Below are 18,659 nucleotides of genomic sequence, written 5' to 3' on the forward strand. Positions count from 1 at the left end.
ACGATGACGGCGGTGACCACGGCGTGCCAGGATCGACGACCGTGACCACATCCCACCCGAACGCCGACCAGGGCGCCGCCGAGCGCCCGGCCGTGTCGTACCCCCGGCTGGCCGCCCGCACGCTGCGCTTCACGCTGGGCGCGCCGCGCACGTTCACGCTCGCGCCCGACGGCAGCCGGATCGTGTTCCTCCGCGCGCCGTCCGGGACCGACCGGGCGATCGAGCTGTGGAGCTACGACGTCGCCGAAGGGACCGAACGCCGGATCGCCGACCCGTCCGCGCTGCTCACCGACGCAGCTGAGGACCTCTCCCCCGAGGAACGCGCGCGCCGGGAGCGTTCCCGCGAGGGCGCGGCCGGCATCGTGGGGTACGCCTGCGACTCCGAGGTCCGGCTCGCGGCGTTCGCGCTGTCGTCGCGGCTGTGGCTGGCCGATCTCGGCACCAGCGAGGTACGCGAGCTACCGTCGGTCGCGCCGGTGGTCGACCCGAGACCCGACCCGTCGGGGCGGTTCGTGGCGTACGCGTCGAACGGCGCCCTCCGGCTGGTCGACCTCCAGGCCGACAAGGACGTCGCGCTCGTGGAGCCTGACGGCGACACCGTGGCGTGGGGTGTCGCGGAGTTCATCGCGGCCGAGGAGATGGGGCGTACGCGGGGATTCTGGTGGGCACCTGACGGGTCCGCCCTGCTGGTCGAGAGGTACGACGAGGCGCCGGTCCCGGTCTGGCACATCGCCAACCCCGCGCATCCCGACCAGGCACCGCAGCCGGTCCGCTACCCGGCGGCCGGCACCGCGAACTCCGAGGTCGGCCTGTGGCTGGTGGACCTGGAGGGGACCCGGCGGGAGGTCCGGTGGGACCACGCGCGGTTCCCGTACCTCGCGGACGTCAGCTGGTCGTCGTCCGGCCCGCCGCTGCTCTACGTCCTGACCCGGGACCAGAGGACCGCCCAGGTGCTCGCGGTCGACCTGGCCGAGGGGACCACCTCGCTGGTCCACGAGGTGACTGACCAGGCCTGGATCGACCTGATCCCTGGCACTCCCGCGTGGTTGCCGGACGGCCGGCTGCTCACGACGGTCGACGAGGGCGACACCCGGCGGCTCGCGTTCGACGGGACGCCCGTGACCCCGCCGGGGCTCCAGGTGGGCGCGGTCTTCGACGTCGACGACAGTGGCGTGCTCGTGTCCGCGACCACCGAGCCGGTCGAGCAGCACGTCGTCAGGGTTGGGCTCGACGGGACGGTGACCGAGGTGACCCGCGAGCCCGGCCTGCATGCTGGGCGCGCGGCCGGTGACCTGGCGGTTCTGGTGTCCCAGACGCTCACGCACGACGGGGTTCGGGTCCGAGTCCTCCGGGACGGCTCTGAAGTCGGGCAGATCGAGTCGCGCCAGGAGCGGCCGCCGTTCATGCCGACCGTCACGCTGCTGCGGCTCGGCGCGCGCGAGCTCCGGGCCGCGGTGCTGTTCCCGCGCGACCACATCCCGGGTTCGGCCCGGCTGCCGCTGCTTCTTGACCCGTACGGCGGGCCGCACGCGCTGCGCGTCCGGTCGGCGCGGGCCAGCTACCTCGCCAGCCAGTGGCTCGCCGACCAGGGTTTCTGCGTCGTCGTCGCGGACGGCCGGGGCACCCCCAACCGCGGACCAGCCTGGGAACGCCAGGTCCTGAACGACTTCGTGAGCACCCTCGACGACCAGGTGGAGGTCGTCGCCGAAGTCGCGAAGCGCTACCCGGAGGACGTCGACACCGGGCGGGTCGCGATCCGGGGATGGTCGTACGGCGGGTACCTGTCAGCGCTCGCGGTGATCCAGCGGCCCGACGTCTTCCACGCGGGCGTCGCCGGCGCGCCCGTCACCGACTGGCGGCTCTACGACACCTGCTACACCGAGCGCTACCTCGGCCATCCCGAGGAGCGGCCGGAGGTCTACGAGCGGAACAGCCTGCTGGCCTCGGCGGGCAAGCTCGAGCGACCGCTGCTGCTGATCCATGGTCTCGCCGACGACAACGTCGTCGCGGCCCACACGCTGAGGTTGTCCTCGGCGTTGCTGGCGGCCGGCCGCCCGCACATCGTCCTGCCGCTGACCGGCGTCACGCACATGACGCCGCAGGAGGTCGTCGCGGAGAACCTCCTGCTGCTGGAGCTGGAGTTCCTCCGCGACGCCCTGTCCTCACCTCAATGAATGTCATGAAGCCGGGGTGTAGATGCGGTTCATGCCCCGACGGTCGTGCTGTGACCCGGCTCCACGAGACGCGTAACGGTGCGGTTGCCGATATGAGCAACCCAGTGCAGCGGCTCGTTGCCAGACTCGAGGGTGAGGGTCGTGCTCTCGTGGCCGTTGTGCCTGACAGCGACCCTCATGGAGCGGTAGGCCAAGCCCGCGACTTCCACCCAGCCGTCGGCCAGGTGCGAGCGCGTTTCCAGTGCCCCGTCATACCGGGGGTTGATACCGGTCAGGCCGGTGCAGAGGTGGGACACAAGAGTGAACGGCACTTCCGGGTACGGGGCACGGGAGTCGATCAGGTGTCTGATCCAGCGGATGGCCATGGCATCGTGGCCATAGGCGAAGAACGCCTCCGGCAGATAGGTGAACGCCTCGATGTTGCGAGGAGGCTGCCGTTGGAGTGAGTCGTCGAGGAAGGCGAGATGCGCTCTTGCGCGGGCCCCCTCGGGAAGCAGGCGTTTCACGGCAGGAAACCACGAGGGCTCGAAGGCGAACTCGCTGTACACGCGCCGTGCCGAGACCCCGGTCAGATAGTGGCCGCCAGCTTCGTCCCACCAGTCGTCCTCGAAGTGCGCGCGGAGCCGGTCGGCGCTCTCGCGTGCCTCGCGGGCGAGTTCTTTGTCCCGGCAGGTCGCGGCGATGGAGGTCGCGGCGGCCCACTGGCTGGCGATGCCGTCGCCGGCCACCTGCATATCCGGAGCGTTGGATGCCTCGTTGTACGTGGGGCTGCCCGCAAAGATGTCGCTGGTGCCTTGTTCCCCGGCCACACCCGTGCCCAGGATGTCGTGGCGGGGTACAAACTCTCTCAGAAGGTTGCGGTAGTAACTCGAGAACACCGGGTCGGTCAAGTACCTGTCGTCTGCCGTCCACAGGTACTGTTCGATGCTCTTCTCGGCGATTTCGAAGGCGGCCGGGGTTTCGTGTACGAACCGCGAGTCGTCCACGTAGTCGATGGCTGCCGGCTCGCCATCGAAGGTGAACGCCCACAGCGGGTAGTAGGCCCGGGCGGCTGTGGCTGATGCTGCGAAGTGCCGCAGCATGGAGAAGTTCTCGCGATCCAGCCCGAGGAGGTGGGCGCCCAGCGACTGATGGGCGACATCGCGTGAGTAGAACATGGGACGGTCGGTTAGTGCCGCCCAATAGGACGGGATCGCGCCAGGATCTTCGGACCTGACACGGCTCAAGGACTGAGAGACAGCCCAGTCAAAGCCCTGCTCCAGGTGGGAATCGGAGCAGCGGAAACGGAGGTCCGGGGAAGCTCCCGGACGGCGCAATATGGTCACGTTCAGGACGGTAATCCACAACCAAAGGCTCCACGTGCCGTCCAACATCACTTACACCGCCGTGCTCGACGTCCGCAGGGCGACCGCCGAGCACCTCGCGAAGCAGCGGCACTACTCATCTTGCAGTGCTCCCCTCAATGGCCGCCGGCGGCCATTGAGGGGAGTATCGCGTGCTGTACCTGGTCATTGTCGCGGCTGGGGTGAGGGTGCGGGTGTGGCCGTGCGCGTGGATGGTGCCGACCGGATCGCGCTCGGCACACCCTGGCTTCGCGCTTCGCGAACCAGGGCAAAGTACTGGTCACCACGGACGGCGACGAACTCCTCGCCCAGCTGATCCATGATCCACGCCACATCGGTCGGCCCGAGCTCCCACGCGGCGACCGCGACCGCGATGAAGACCGGCTTCGAACCGTCGTAGTCGGTCGCCGCGTTGGACCGGATCCGGCGCAGGACCTCGTTCCGGTCAGAGTGCGCGATCTGCGTCGACAGCGGCAGCCTTCCGTCGGCCAGGAACGTCGTGTCACTGCGCCCGAACCACATGTTGTAGGCAATACCGGCGACGCCCAGCTGGTCGGCGTACGCCTGGGCCGAGGCTTCCTGCAGCATCGAAATGTCGTCCAGTGCGTAGATCATGTCGAGGCCGAGCTTGTCGAAGTACGGCTTGTTCTGTGCCAGGAACGTCGCCAGGTTGTCCTGCGGCCAGAACGACGGGTAGAAGTAGCCCGCTCCCGAGGGCCCGGCGACAAGATAGTCGTTCGGCGTCGCCGTTTTCAGATAGCGGCTGATGATGAGCGGCGCGGCGTCGATGAGCAGCGGGCTCACCGACCAGTTCATCGGCACCCTTCCCCGAGCAGGGTCATCCCAGATCACCCGCATCCGATGTTGGCAGTACTGCATGTTGTCGCCCTCGGCTGTGGTGAACGTGAGATAGACCTTGTTCTCCAAAGCAGGTGGCGCCGCCGGCCGCTGCGCGACGATCGGCGCCCGGAAACCGGAGTGCACCGTCGTGTTCTCCAGGAAGTCCGCCGCCAGGGTGTAGACGCCTTGCGCCGACGCCAGCTTCACACCGGCGAACTCCCCGGTGTACCAGCCGAGGTACGGCGTTCCCTTCTCGACCGCGGCGAAGATCCGGGTCATCAGCTCGGCCTCTTGCGGAGTGTTGTCAGAGCCCAGCCAGAACGGCATCGCGCCCAGCGCGACCGCATAGTCGCGAAGCGGCAACGACGCCGGGATCCGGTCATCGGAGGAAACCGCGGGCGCGACCTTCGACACCGACACCAGGAACTGGTTGAACATGTCGAGCGACAGCGTCAGCTGCCGCGCGCCGGCCGGCACGCTGAGCTCGTAGATGAAGTACGAGTTTCCGTCGGCGAAGCGGTGCGAGTCCTCGGTCGGCGTCTGGGGCTTGAACCCAGCGCCACCACGGTCGAACAGAACCCCGCGCTCGGTATCGGTCCCGATCGCGAAGTCCGCCACGACGGTGCCGTCAGCCTTCAACGTCAGTTGGTGAAGCGCGCCGCCCCAGCCGTCCGACGGCTGCGAGTCCTGCATCCGGAAGTAGACCTTCTCGCCGCCGGCGAAGGCCGAGATGTCGAACTCGTAGACCTGCCGATTCGACGTGTTGCGAATAGGTCGCTCTTCCCTTGCGATCTCGACGAAACCCTTCCAGTTGTCCGGCGGTATCGGCTTCGACTGGCCGGGGTTGATTCCGAGTAACGCGCGGTGGGAGGTCTGTGGCCAGAGGTTCTCGAACTGCCAGGCCGTCGCCTCGGTGTTGGAAGCGAACCGACCCCGCAGGTCATCGAGCACCAGCTTCTTGTGAGGCGGCGCGGTCAGCTTCTTCGCGAGCTCGGGGCTCACGATGACGCCATCTTTCAGGCCGGCGAGAGTCGTTGCCACGTTGACGGTCTCTACGACGTCGGGATCGTAGACCACGACGCCCTTGGCTCGATCCAGGTGAGCATTGATGACCTTCCACGGATCGGTGAACTCGCGGTACGGGATACCGGAGTCGTTCAGCCAGGTCTTACGCCCCTCGGGGGGATTCCCCTTGATGGCGTAGATCTCGGGCCGCTTCCGGTTGACCAGCCCCTGCAGGGTCATGACCAGAAGCTGCACGTCGACCGGAGTGTCATCGGCCATGAAGATCGCGTCGAGCCGCTCGGGCCTGGCGAAGGTCGGGAGTTCCTGGTCGGCCGGCCACAGAATTCCGTTGCTACCGGGCTCGGCCCAGGCCGACCCGTGGGTTCCGAAGGTGGCGCCGGCGAATGCCAGTGCCGGCGGCGCGCTGAGAATGGTTCGTCGTGAGATTCGCGCAGGATCGGCCACGTCTGGTCTCCTCGAAGCGATGGACTGCGAGCCGGTCGTTCTCACACGTAGGCATGAGAAACGACGTACGCAGGTGCGTGAGGCACTCCCCGCGGTGCTTGACCCGGGAAGGTACTGTCGTGGATTCGGCCCGACAAGAAGCCATGTCCGCTGTGGGCCACGGATATTGCTACGAGAAAGCCGGACACGCCAGGCGCGGGGTTCCGGTCCGCGCGGGATTACATTCGGCAGCGACCGAACGCTGACCAATTTTTGTCAACCGACGGTTTGCACCACACGGTTGCGTTCACGAAATCAATGGTTCTGCGATTTTGGCTCGCTCCGTCAAGCGCGGGTTGGTGCGAGGCAGTGGAGCTTTTCTGGGCGTGGAGTACAGGAAAAGCTCCACTGCTTGACGGGGGAATCTCGGCAAAAGCGCCGACACAACTTCGCCAAGTCACCACCCGGCTCCGTAGCGGATGCCGCAATCTGTCGAAGCGAAGAGGCTCGCGACCCGAAGCTTCTCTATGCGCGGCTCATTCGTCGAACCGCGGCCTCGATGATAGGCATCCGGCGGGTCAGAGCGGCCAGCCGGCGTTCGGTCCGCGCCACCTGACCAACGCTGACCAGCCGCGCCATTCCGGAGTCGCCGGCCGCCGCTCCCGCGCGGATCCGGGTGAGTGCCCGTCCCAGGCGTTCGGGGACAGCCGCAAGCACCTCCAGCGCGCGCACCTCCGGCATCTCCACGCCGGCGTACGCCTCGGCCAGCAGGCAAAGACGGCGGGCCACCTCCGCGACCGGTGCGGGCTGGAACAACGGCACGAAGTTCCAGGCCGCGAACGCCACGTCGTCCATCGGGCGCCCCGGCCCCGCGACGTCCCAGTCCAGAACGCCGACGACCCGTACGCCGGCGGTCGCCGGATCCTCCTCGACCACCAGGTTGTACGGCGCGACGTCGTTGTGGCAGACGATCTCGCCCGGTTCGAGCGGGCGCACACCAGCCCGCCAGCGTGGCGCGGTCGGCACGAAGGTCCGCACCACCTCGTGGTAGCGGGCCAGCCAGCGCATGGTCTGCGTCAACACCAGGTCGGAGAAGGCCCAGTCCGGCCAGGCCGCGTCGCCGACAGTGCGCCCCCGGATGTACGACAGGACCTCGCGGCCATCGGCGTCCATGCCCAACGGTTCGGGTATCCGGCCCAGGCCGTGGGCCCGCAGATGGGTCAGGAGTTCGTGGATCGTGGGAGTCCACGGACCGGCCGGCCGGCGTACGGTCGCTCCCACGCGCACGGCGCCACCCACCTGTCCGCCCGGCAGGACCTGGCCGGTGTCGGACGATCCGCGTGCTGTGCCTGCGGCGGCCGACCCGGCCGGTGTGGAACCCATGGCAGACACCCGTGACGGGTCTGGTTCCTGAGGTGACGGGCGGTGTTCCTGAGGCGACGGCTTGGAGTCCTCGTCGGTGGGCACGAGCCACAGTGTGTCCGATGCCACATGTGGCGCTCCGTCACAGTCCCCCCGTTGGGCGCCGGGAGGGTGCACGATGCCAGGCGGGGACGTTACGGGAGTACGTTATGCGCGCTACAGGGCGTGTCGACGGATGTGTCCCGCCCGGACGGCCGGCAAACCGGCCGCGACGGGGCTGATCTGTCATGCCCTTGACGGCTCCGCAACGACAGCTATGCCGGAGTCCGCCGGGCAGCAGTCTGGGTGCGCGGTGCGGCAGACTCCACACCCACATATCAGGGGCCGCGGGACCGAGGAGCACACTCGGAAGCAGCCCATCAGTCACCAGAACAGGTACGCGAGAGGCCACTCTTGTACGGGAAGGATGGCGCGAGATGGCAACGGGAGTGCTGGGTCCCGAGCGCGCACGCATAGACAAACCGACACTCCGCCAGGATCGGTGGTGGATCTATCCAGCAGTAACCTTCATCGTCTTCACGGCGTTCGTCGTCTACTCCACGTGGCGCGCCTTCTCCGGCGCCAACTATTACGCCTCGCCGTATCTATCGCCGTTCTACTCCCCATGCCTGAGCACGGCCTGCGTGCCAGGAGCGAGCGACTTCGGGCAGCCGATCAGCTTCCTGCCGGCGTGGTTCTCCCCCGCCCTGGTGATCCTCGTGTTCCCACTGGGATTCCGGCTGACCTGCTACTACTACCGGAAGGCCTACTACCGGGCGTTCTGGCTGTCGCCGGCGGCGTGCGCGGTCCCCGAGCCGCACAAGAAGTACACCGGTGAACGCCGCTTCCCGCTGATCCTCCAGAACATCCACCGGTGGTTCTTCTACGCGGCGTTCCTCATCGCGATCATTCTGAGCTACGACGCGGTCATCGCGTTCCGCGACGAGAATCACGAGTGGGGCCACATGGGCCTCGGCACGCTGATCCTGCTCGTGAACGTCGTCCTCATCTGGCTCTACACGCTGTCGTGCCACTCCTGCCGGCACATCACCGGCGGCCGGTTGCGGAACTTCTCCAAGCACCCGCTCCGCTACCGCTTCTGGACGTTCGTGTCGAAGCTGAACGGCCACCACGCCCGCTTCGCCTGGGCGTCGCTGATCTCGGTCGCGCTCGCCGACTTCTATATCTACCTGCTGGCGACCAACACGATCTCCGACGTCCGCTTCTTCTGACATGACCGAGGTGTTCTCCGCATGAGCACAGCCAACTCCGCCCATATCGGCGAACGGCACTCCTACGACGTCGTCATTGTCGGTGCCGGCGGCGCCGGGCTCCGGGCCGCCATCGCCGCCCACGACGCGGGCGCACGGACCGCCATCGTCTGCAAGTCCCTGCTCGGCAAGGCCCACACCGTCATGGCCGAGGGCGGTATTGCCGCCGCAATGGGCAACCTCTGGCCGGACGACAACTGGAAGGTGCACTTCCGCGACACCATGCGTGGCGGGAAGATGCTCAACAACTGGCGGATGGCCCAACTCCACGCCCAGGAGGCACCCGCCCGGGTCCTCGAGCTCGAGGAGTGGGGTGCGCTCTTCGACCGTACCGCCGACGGCCTCATCTCCCAGCGCGACTTCGGTGGACACCGTTATGCCCGGCTCGCGCACGTCGGTGACCGGACCGGCCTGGAGATGATCCGTACCCTCCAGCAGCGGGCGGTGTCCCTCGGGATCGACGTCTTCATGGAGTGCACGATCACCGACATTCTCAAAGATGGAAAAGATGGCGACAAGGTGGCCGGGGCGTTCGGCTACTGGCGCGAGAGCGGCCGGTTCGTCGTCTTCGAGGCGCCGTCCGTCGTGCTCGCGACCGGCGGGATCGGCAAGTCGTTCAAGGTGACCTCGAACTCCTGGGAGTACACCGGCGACGGTCACACGCTGGCGCTTCGGGCGGGCGCGAGCCTGATCAACATGGAGTTCGTGCAGTTCCACCCGACCGGCATGGTGTGGCCGCCGTCGGTGCGCGGCATCCTGGTCACCGAGTCGGTCCGCGGCGACGGCGGGGTGCTGAAGAACTCCGAGGGCCGGCGGTTCATGTTCGACTACATCCCGGAGTTCTTCAAGGCGGAAACGGCCGACACGATCGAGGAGGCCGACCGCTGGTACACCGACAAGAAGAACAACCGCCGCCCACCTGAGCTCCTCCCGCGCGACGAGGTGGCCCGGGCGATCAACGCCGAGATCAAGGCCGGCCGCGGCACACCGCACGGCGGTATCTACCTCGACATCGCCTCGCGCCGCGACGCCGACTACATCAAGCGCCGGCTGCCGTCGATGTACCACCAGTTCAAGGAACTCGCCGACGTCGACATCACCAGGGAGCCGATGGAGATCGGCCCCACCTGCCACTACGTCATGGGTGGCGTCGAGGTGGACGCCGACACCGGCGCGTCGTCCGTCCAGGGCCTGTACGCCGCGGGTGAGGTCGCGGGCGGGATGCACGGCGCCAACCGGCTCGGCGGCAACTCGCTGTCCGACCTCCTGGTGTTCGGGCGCCGCGCCGGTCTGAACGCCGCGTACCACGCCGCGAGGGTCAAGAACCAGACGCCGGTCTCGATCCACGAGGAGGCGGTGCAGGCCGCGGCCAACACCGCCCTCGCCCCCTTCGCCGAGGAGGGCGGCGAGAACCCCTACTCGGTCCAGAAGGACCTGCAGGAGGTCATGCACTCCCTCGTCGGGATCATTCGTACGGCAGACGAGCTGGAGCAGGCACTGGCCGAGATCGAGAAGCTCGCCGAACGCGCCGAGCACCTCACGGTCGAGGGCAACCGGCAGTACAACCCCGGCTGGCACCTCGCGATCGATCTCCAGAACATGCTGTGGGTCTCGGAGTGCATCGCCCGTGCTGCCCTCGCCCGCACCGAGAGCCGTGGCGGCCACACCCGCGACGACTATCCGATGACTGACCGGGAGTGGGGCACCAAGAACATCGTCCTGAGCGAACGCGAGGGCGCGATCGACCTGGCGATCAAGCCGCTACCCGCGCTGCCCGACGAGCTCAAGGCGCTGTTCGAGGAGCAAAGCTGACCGGGGGCGACCCCCTGGAACCCCCGAGGAGACATGAAAATGGGATACGACCTCTCGATGAGGGTGTGGCGCGGTAACGAGGACGGCGGCGCGCTCCAGGACTTCACGGTGTCGGTCGAGGAAGGCGAGGTCGTCCTCGACGCGCTCCACCGGCTCCAGGCGACCCAGGCGGGCGACCTGGCCATCCGCTGGAACTGCAAGGCGGGCAAGTGTGGTTCCTGCAGCGCGGAGATCAACGGCCGCCCGCGCCTGATGTGCATGACCCGGCTGTCGGAGTACGAACCCTCGGAGACGATCACCGTCACGCCGATGCGGACGTTTCCGATCATCAAGGACCTCGTCACCGACGTCTCGTACAACTACGAGAAGGCCAAGGAGATCCCGGCGTTCGCGCCGACCCCGCCGGACCCCGACGGCAAGCATCGGATGATGCAGGTCGACGTCGAGCGGGGGCAGGAGTTCCGCAAGTGCATCGAGTGCTTCCTGTGTCAGGACACCTGCCACGTCGTCCGTGACCACGAGGACAACAAGTCGGCGTTCGCGGGGCCGAGGTTCTTCCTCAGGTACGCCGAACTCGACATGCACCCGCTGGACACCCACGACCGGCGCCAGCTCGCCCAGGCCGCGGCCGGCCTCAGCATGTGCAACATCACCAAGTGCTGCACCGAGGTCTGCCCGGAGCACATCAAGATCACCGACAACGCGATCATCCCGATGAAGGAACGCGTCGTCGACCGGAAGTACGACCCGCTGGTCTGGCTCGGCTCCAAGATCTTCCGCCGTGATCAGCGCGAGGAGGTCGAGTCCTGAGCCCATCCGGCTCACTCCGGGTCAGAGGTGACTGGGGTCCGGGGCAGGACTGGGTCGGGGGCACCCTTGTACGACTCTTTCGTACGAGGGTGCCCCCGACCCAGTCCTGGGCCCCAGTCCCGGTCCCGGGACCCGGGCCTCGGGGCCCAAGCCGGAGCTACGCCTCCGGAACCGACATGTTCATGATGGGGCGCACTTCCACGGCGGTGAGCCGCGCGTCCGGGAACCTCGCCGCGATCTCGGCCGCGCGGTCCGGGCTCTCGCAGTCGACAACGAAATAGCCCGCCAACTGCTCCTTGGCCTCGGCATAGGGCCCGTCAGTGACCGTGGGGACGCCCCCGCGTACCCGCACGGTCCTCGTCTTCACCGGATCGGCCAGCGCGACGCCGGCGATCAGCTCTCCGGATTCGGTGATTTCGCCGTACATCGCCTCGGCCTGGCGGGTCAGCTCCGCACGCTCCTCGGGCGGCATCGCCAGGAACGCCGGATGCCGCTCGAAGATCGGGTGCTGCCAGTTCTCCACGTTCCCGTAGATCAGGATCAGGTACTTCATCTCACTCCGCTCAGTGCGTGAGGTGGCTACATCATCGCGTCGGACGGGACGTACCTGTCAGGACGTACCCGCGACCCCGATCAGGTTGCCCTCAGGATCGGTGAAGTGTCCGACCACAAGGGCCCCGGGAGTTCCCTCAGGGCCCATCCTGCGGGTCCCGCCCAGGCTCTCGGCCTTCTGGAGTGCGGCCTCGACGTCGGGAACGCCGATATAGAACAGCACACGGCGCTCGTACCCCTCGCCGCCGGCGACACCACCGTTGATACCCGTGCCGTCGCCGGTCGTCTGACCGTCCACGAACCCGTAGTTGCCAGGCTGTGAGACCGCCTCGCTGGCCGCGTCACCCGTGTGGAACTCCCACCCGAACAGCTCGCCGTAGTAGTCGCGAAGCTTCGCCGGATCCTTCCCGATGATCTCGAAATGCACGACTGGCTGTCCCATGACCTCTCCTCTCCCCGCCGCTGGCACGGCGCCTGTCATGGGCGTCCCACCTGAACGCCTCTACAACGGAGGTCGGAGCAGAAGTCTCGGCCTCGACATCTCCCAGCCAGCGACTTGGGTTCCCCGCTCCGACCGGCGTCGATCCTTCGGACAGGTCGGCGGCTCCGGGGAGGCCACCCGTTCAGGCGTCCGCGCGTGCCCGCGGTCCGTATCTCGCTGAGCGATCCTCGAGTCGGTTCATGATCAACTTGCGGAAATCCCCCACGATTCGCGCGAGGCGTGGGGGATTCCTGCAAGTTGATCATGATGCAGCCGTTTCCGGGCCCGTGACGGCCCCGGACGAGCACGGTAAGGAGGGCTTCACAACACCGGGCGACGAAAGTGCGGAAAGGAGCCCGCGCCGATTTCCGACGTGCTCAGCCCTTGAGCGCCCCGGCGGTGAGTCCGGCCATGAACTGCTTCGCCGCCAGCAGGAACGCCACGAAGATCGGCAGCACGCTGATGACGCTGCCGAGCATGACCGCGGCGGTGTCCTGGCCGTACAACGTGTTGAGGTTGGCCAAGGCCAGCGGCAGGGTGAAGTTCTCCTGGCTGTTGAGGACGATCAGCGGGATCTGGAACGCCGTCCAGGTCGCCATGAAAGTCCAGATACCAAGCGCACCGAGCCCCGGCCGGATCAGTGGGAGTACGACGGTCCAGTATGTCCGCCAGTCGGAGGCGCCGTCGATCCGCGCCGCGTCGTACAGATCGACCGGCACCGTCTGGGTGATGATCTGGCGCATCCAGAAGACCGCGAAACCGTTGGCCGCCCCGGGAATGATGAGCGGCCAGAGTGTGTCGATCCACCCCAGCCGGGCGATGAGGACGTACCACGGGATGAGCCCCACCAGGCCGGGAATGAAGATGGTGGCGAGAACGACCCGCCACATCCACCGCGCACCGGGCGCCGACCGGAACCTCGAGAATCCGAAGCCCACCAACGACGACAGCAGGAGCACCAGCACGGTGTGTGCCGAGGCGACCAGGATGCTGTTGCCCATCGCGCGGACGACCTCGACCACCTCGGTCAGCCGCGACCAGTTGGCGCCGAGGCTGCCTCCTGGCAACAGCGGCGGCGGGAAGCTGTAGATCGAGTCGTTGTCGTGCGTGGCAAGGACCACCATCCAGTAGAACGGCAGGACGAAGACCAGCACGATGAGGTAGATCCAGGCGGTGATGACCCGCCGGGCCACCGGCGCTCCCGTCGTACTCATGAGGCGCTCCTCAGACCCGCACTCGAAGCAAGCGGCTGTTGACAATGGTGAAGACGGCGATCAGCGCGAACATCACCCACGACAGAGCCGAGGCGAGTCCGAACCTGAAGTCGTTGAAGGCCGTGCGATAGAGCATCGTGCCGAGTACCTCCGCCGCCTGGTCGGTGCCACCGCTGCCGTTGGTCAGGACGAAGGGTTCGTCGAAGAGCTGGAACGCCCCGACCGTCGAAGAGGTGGCGCTGAAGAAGATGATCGGCAGCATGAGGGGGAACGTCACGCGGGCGAACACCTGCCACCCACCGGCGCCATCCACCCGGGCGGCGTCGTACAACTCGCGCGGAATCGACTGCAGGCCGGCCACGAACAACAGCAGGTGGAAGCCGAGGAACCTCCAGGCGATCATCAAGATGATGATCGGCTTGATCCACCCGGTGGAAGCCAACCATTCGTAGGTCACCCGGTCACCGGTGACGAACGACAAGAACGCGTTGACAAGGCCGGCGTTCGTCGAGAAGAGCACGCTCATGATGATCGCGATCACCGCGGGAGCGGCCAGCAGCGGAAGGAGGAAGACCATCCGCAGGAAGCTGCGCCCCCACATGACGTACTCGTTGATGAGATAGGCGAGGACGAACGCCGCACCAACGGTCACCACAGTCGAGCCGATCCAGATGTAGATCGTGTTGGCGACGGCCTTACCGAACAGCGGATCCGTGACGATCGCGGCGTAGTTGTCCAGACCCACGAAGCGCGCCGGGTTGAGTCCGTCCCAGTCGGTGAAACCGATCCAGAACGCCGCCACGATGGGCGCCAGACCGAAGAGGCCGAACAACACAAAGAATGGCGCCACCATGAGGTAGAAGGTGGAGTGCTCGCGCATCCGGGCGCCGAGCGTGTCGCGGTTGGGGCCAGCAGCACGCGACGTGTCGCCGCGCGGGGCTGTCATCGTCACCTGGCTCACGTGATCTTGTCCTCGACGTCGGCCTGTGCACGGGCCAGGGCGGTTCGGATCGAGCGGACACCGTGCACCACGTCGTTGATCGCGGTTGACAAGGCGGTGTTGGCGATCGAGTCGTTGGGATTGGTCACCGGTGGCTTCATGGTGGCGGAGACCTCACTGAAGACGGTGTTGACGTTCTGGCCGGCATAGAAGGGGTCCGGCTTGTTGATCCAGGTCGAGTCCCACGCGGGTTTCCAGGCCGGGTAGAGATCCCGGCCGTACATCGCGCTCAAGCTGTCTGAGTCCTGGGTGACCCATTTGATGAACTCCCAGGCGGCGAGTTTGTTGTTACTGCTCTGCAGGATGCCGATGAAGTCGCCGCCGTAGTTGAAGGAACTGACGCCGTTGGTCGCCGGCGCGAGCGCCACGCCCCACTTACCAGCACTGTCAGGTGCGTATTGCGCCTTGATGAGGCCACCGAACCAGTTGCCGGAGAAGAAGGTCGCGATCTTGCCGGAGTTGATCGCGGCGCCGCGTTCCTGCGACGACATGTCTGGCGCCATCAGGCCCATGCTCTTCAACTCCATCGCAAACTCCAGCGCCCGCACGATGGTGTCGCTGGCGAGCTGGGGAGTTCCGGACTCGTCGAAGTACGACACCCCGGCCTGCCCGCGAAGCGTGGCCACGATCTGGGCCGGATCGTCCAGCATCCAGCGTTCGCCCTTCATCGCGACCTTGCGTCCGGCCTCGACGAAGGCGTCCCAGTCGGATATCGCCTGCTGCACCTCGGCCGGATCGGTCGGGAGACCGGCCGCGTCGTAGATGTCGCGGCGATAGAACATGCCGCCGGGCCCGGTGTTCTTGGGCAGCGCGAAGATCCGCCCGGTATCGGTGTCGGAGACGTACTTCCAGGAGAAGTCGGCGTACCTGCTCGCCAACGCGCCGGCGCCGAACGGGCGCTGGCTGAGATCGACGAATCCCGGCTTGCTCTTGAAGTTGGAGACGCTGGTGATCTCCACCATCGCGACGTCGGGGCCGGTACCGGACACGAGCGCCCCGAGCAACTTACTGTTGAACGTCCCGCTGAATCCCTGCACCCGGACCTTGATGTGCGGGAACTTGCGCTGGAACGACGGAATGGTCTGCATGAAGGTCCGGTCGTTGTCGGGCCAGGTCCAGACCGTGATCTCACCTGTCCCGTCGCCAAGAGCGCCGTCACGCGAGAGTCCGCAACCGGACACCAGCGGCGCCAGAACGGCTGCCATTCCAAGCCCGACCCCACCAAGGCCGATACGACTCATGAACTGCCGGCGGGTCACGCGGTGGGTTCCCATCCCTCTCCTCGCAGGCGTTCGGACGCCATGGACAGCCCCCGTAGCGTGGGCCGAATAGTAATATAATTTCGGCCGCGTAACAAAGGGTTGGCCTGGCCCCTCCGTTCTGGAGCGGCCAGATCCGGCATCGCACCGCTCTTCGAGCGAGGATCGGAGTTACTCGAGGTATGGCCACAGCAATCCCGACCACACAGCGCCATCCGGCGCAGGTCCTGCCAGGACTCCTCCCTTCCGACACCCGGCCCGAGCTGGATCTCAACGGCAGTTGGTCCTTCGAACTCGATCCCACCGATGTCGGTGTCAAGGACGGCTGGACACAGAAGTCCTTCGCGCACACGATCGAGGTGCCCGGGTCATGGGAGGAGCAGGGATTCGGCGAGCGCCCGCCGGAGTTCATCGGCGGTTGGACCAAACGGCTAAGTTATGAGGGTGCCGCGTGGTACTCCCGCACGGTAGAGATCCCGGAGAACTGGTCGGGCGGCCGGATCTGGCTCCAACTCGACCGCGTTGGCTGGCAGTCCACCGTGTGGGTGGACGACGCCCGCATCGACAGCCAGGATTCCCTGAGCGGACCGCACCGGTTCGACCTGACTCCACACCTGAAGGCAGGCAGCTCCCACCGGCTCACGATCCGGGTCGACAACGCCGTCACGGACATCCTCAACTTCGAGGGCCACATCCACTCCCGGCACACCGCCACGACCTGGGGCGGGATCGTCGGGTCGGCCCGGCTCGTCGCCACGCCCGAGACCTGGATCGAGCACGTCGCGCTCTATCCCGACGCCGAGTCGCGGCGGGTCCGGTGCGCGGTGCGGGTCGCCGGTGAGGACGGCCCGGTCCAGGTCACCATCCGGATCCGCGCCGGTGACCGGCTGATCGCCAAGCGCGCCGTTCCCGCCGAGGTCCACGACGGACTGGCCACGGTCGACCACGACTTCAGCCTCGGCGAGGACGCCCGGCTGTGGTCGGATCGGGATCCCTTCCTGCACGACGTCGAGGTCGACCTGCGCCAGCCCGACTCCCCCGAACGCCTCGACAGCATCCGCGATCGGTTCGGACTGCGGACGTTCGCCGTCCGCGGGCGTTCCCTCACACTGAACGGCGACCGGATCTTCCTTCGTGGTTACGTCGACTGCTGCATCTTTCCGCTCACTGGCTATCCGCCGGATGACAAGGCGGTGTACGCCGCGCAGTTCGCGAAGGCCAAGGCGTTCGGGTTCAACCACGTCCGGCTGCATTCCTGGACGCCGCCGCGTTCGTTCTTCGAGGCGGCCGACGAGGCGGGCATGCTGGTGCAGTCGGAGCTTCCCAGTTGGGGCAACTTCAACGACCCCGACTATGTTTCCCGAGCCGGCGACTTCATCGAGCGGGAGTTCGAGCGCGTCCTCCTCCAGTTGCAACGGCATCCCTCGCTCGTCCTGCACTGCATGGGAAACGAGCTCCTGCAGTCGCCTCCCAACGGCTCGGGCATGCGGGCCAGCGATTTCCTCTCCGAACTCGTGCGGCGAGGGCGCGAACGCGATCCCAGCCGGTTGTACGTCGACCAGAGCGGCTTCGGGTATCTGCCCGAGGAACCCGAGCGCGAGACAGACATCTTCGTGTTCCACACGTTCCGGGGCTCCGCACCCGACAGCACCGCCACCTGGCAGCAGCGCATCGCCGGCGGCAAGACACCCGTGATCGCTCATGAGCACAGCCAGATGGATATGTACGCCCGCTTCAGCGAAGCGAAGAAGTTCACCGGGATCATGGAACCCTCCTGGCTCGACCAGGCTCGCGATGGCCTTGGTAGCAAGGGAATCCTTCACGAGGCGGACCGCTACGTGGAGGCATCGGGTGCGTTGCAGGCCCGGTGCCTGAAGGAACTCTTCGAACGCCTCCGGCGCACGCCCGGCCTCAGCGGCGTCCAGATGCTCAACCTCACTGACTTTCCCGGACAGGGCACCGCCCTCAACGGCGTCCTCGACGTCTTCTGGGACGAGAAGGGGCACATCGAAGCCGAGGAGTTCCGCCGCTTCAACGCCGAGACCGTGCTGTTGTGCGAGAGCGCTCGGCGCACCTACCCCGGCGGCGGTTGGCTTCAGGCCGAGCTTCTCCTCTCGCATTTCGGCCCCACCACCTTCTCTGGAACGCTCTCCTGGCAGCTGGCCACCTCCGATGGTGACGAGATCGCGGGCGGCAGCGAATCCCTTGCCAGCGTGCGGATCGGGCATCCGTGGCCGGTCGCCGCCGTCGACGTACGCCTGCCCGACGAGGCGTCTCGCAAGCTGACCTTGACAGCGGAACTCACCGGAGCCGACGGCCGGGTCGTCGCGGCGAACTCCTGGGACTTCTGGGTGTTCTCCGATCGGCGTTGGCAGGACGCACCGGCGCCCATCCGCGCCCGCGGTTCCCTTGCCTGGCTCGGTGACTACTATCCGGCGATTCGCAGCGACGACTATTCGTTCATGGGGCTCTCACCCGAGGGCGCGCCGCATGGCGAGGTGCTCCTCACCGACCGCCTCCACGTGCGCTATGTCGACGCGGTGCTTAACGGCGCGACCATGATCTGGCTGGCGGAGAACGACGAACTCGCCGATGGCGTCCAGAGCACCTTCGAGCCGTTGTTCTGGTCGTTCCTGTGGTTCCCCGAACAACCCAACCAGACCATGGGACTCGTGGTCGAGGATCGGCCGTTGCTCGCGGACTTCCCGCACGACGGAACGTCGGACTGGCAGTGGTTCCACCTGGTCGACGGCGCGACCGCCGTCAGCCTGGACGCCCTTCCGCACTGGGTCGAGCCCATCGTCGGCGGCATCGACAACTGGAACCGTGGCAAACGCCTCGGCTACCTCCTGGAAGCACAGGTCGGCAAGGGCCGAATCCTCATGACGACGCTCAGGATTCTCGAGCACTACCACGCGCATCCAGAGGCCGCCCAACTCTTCGACGCGATGCTGCGCTACGTGCATTCCGACGCGTTCGCGCCAAGCGCGCAGCTGTCACTCGCGCAGCTCTGGTCCATCCCACGCCGGCCGGTCGGCTGGCCCCATCGCTAG

13 protein-coding genes are annotated in these 18,659 nt (G+C 66.9%); 5 read left to right on the forward strand and 8 right to left on the reverse strand.

What is annotated here, in order from left to right; genetic code table 11:
• Positions 1–41 precede the first annotated feature (41 nt).
• A complete protein-coding gene (locus B141_RS0137290) occupies positions 42–2,174 on the forward strand; it encodes a S9 family peptidase (RefSeq protein ID WP_051114301.1) in 2,133 nt (710 codons plus the stop codon).
• Positions 2,175–2,203: 29 nt separating this feature from the next.
• Here the strand turns inward: B141_RS0137290 and B141_RS44940 are convergent, their stop codons facing one another.
• The 3 genes from B141_RS44940 to B141_RS0137305 form a co-directional block, all read right to left on the reverse strand.
• Positions 2,204–3,547 (reverse strand): hypothetical protein, encoded by a 1,344-nt coding sequence (locus B141_RS44940; RefSeq protein WP_157181583.1) that lies wholly within the window; start codon positions 3,545–3,547, stop codon positions 2,204–2,206.
• Between the two features lie 135 nt (positions 3,548–3,682).
• Positions 3,683–5,827, reverse strand: a complete 2,145-nt coding sequence (locus tag B141_RS0137300; protein WP_020580268.1) for a GxGYxYP domain-containing protein — start codon at positions 5,825–5,827, stop codon at positions 3,683–3,685.
• 504 nt (positions 5,828–6,331) lie between these two features.
• Positions 6,332–7,189, reverse strand: a complete 858-nt coding sequence (locus B141_RS0137305; RefSeq protein WP_020580269.1) for an aminoglycoside phosphotransferase family protein — start codon at positions 7,187–7,189, stop codon at positions 6,332–6,334.
• A 455-nt stretch (positions 7,190–7,644) separates the two neighbouring features.
• Between B141_RS0137305 and B141_RS0137310 the strand changes: the two genes are divergently transcribed.
• The 3 genes from B141_RS0137310 to B141_RS0137320 are packed head-to-tail and all read left to right on the forward strand — an operon-like array spanning position 7,645 to position 11,100.
• The gene (locus B141_RS0137310) at positions 7,645–8,439 is read left to right on the forward strand and encodes a hypothetical protein (RefSeq protein WP_020580270.1); all 795 of its coding nucleotides are present in this window, start codon (positions 7,645–7,647) and stop codon (positions 8,437–8,439) included.
• Positions 8,440–8,460: 21 nt separating this feature from the next.
• Positions 8,461–10,290 (forward strand): fumarate reductase/succinate dehydrogenase flavoprotein subunit, encoded by a 1,830-nt coding sequence (locus B141_RS0137315; protein ID WP_020580271.1) that lies wholly within the window; start codon positions 8,461–8,463, stop codon positions 10,288–10,290.
• 39 nt (positions 10,291–10,329) lie between these two features.
• Positions 10,330–11,100 (forward strand): succinate dehydrogenase/fumarate reductase iron-sulfur subunit, encoded by a 771-nt coding sequence (locus tag B141_RS0137320; protein WP_020580272.1) that lies wholly within the window; start codon positions 10,330–10,332, stop codon positions 11,098–11,100.
• A gap of 157 nt (positions 11,101–11,257) precedes the next feature.
• On the opposite strand, the gene B141_RS0137325 is transcribed toward B141_RS0137320, so the two are convergent.
• The 5 genes from B141_RS0137325 to B141_RS0137345 form a co-directional block, all read right to left on the reverse strand.
• On the reverse strand, positions 11,258–11,653 hold the full coding sequence (locus B141_RS0137325) for a YciI family protein (protein WP_020580273.1): 396 nt from the start codon (positions 11,651–11,653) through the stop codon (positions 11,258–11,260).
• 57 nt (positions 11,654–11,710) lie between these two features.
• Positions 11,711–12,094, reverse strand: a complete 384-nt coding sequence (locus B141_RS0137330; protein ID WP_020580274.1) for a VOC family protein — start codon at positions 12,092–12,094, stop codon at positions 11,711–11,713.
• Between the two features lie 416 nt (positions 12,095–12,510).
• Positions 12,511–13,347, reverse strand: coding sequence for a carbohydrate ABC transporter permease (locus B141_RS0137335; RefSeq protein ID WP_020580275.1), 837 nt, complete (start codon positions 13,345–13,347; stop codon positions 12,511–12,513).
• A 10-nt stretch (positions 13,348–13,357) separates the two neighbouring features.
• Complete coding sequence (locus B141_RS0137340; protein WP_020580276.1) at positions 13,358–14,308, reverse strand: carbohydrate ABC transporter permease; 951 nt, start codon at positions 14,306–14,308, stop codon at positions 13,358–13,360.
• A complete protein-coding gene (locus B141_RS0137345) occupies positions 14,305–15,621 on the reverse strand; it encodes an ABC transporter substrate-binding protein (RefSeq protein WP_020580277.1) in 1,317 nt (438 codons plus the stop codon). The genes B141_RS0137340 and B141_RS0137345 overlap by 4 nt, the downstream gene beginning before the upstream one ends.
• Before the next feature lie 167 nt (positions 15,622–15,788).
• Between B141_RS0137345 and B141_RS0137350 the strand changes: the two genes are divergently transcribed.
• Positions 15,789–18,659, forward strand: a complete 2,871-nt coding sequence (locus B141_RS0137350) for a glycoside hydrolase family 2 protein (protein WP_020580278.1) — start codon at positions 15,789–15,791, stop codon at positions 18,657–18,659.

Origin of the sequence: Actinopolymorpha alba DSM 45243 (assembly GCF_000373925.1) — a bacterium.
Taxonomy (GTDB): domain Bacteria; phylum Actinomycetota; class Actinomycetes; order Propionibacteriales; family Actinopolymorphaceae; genus Actinopolymorpha; species Actinopolymorpha alba.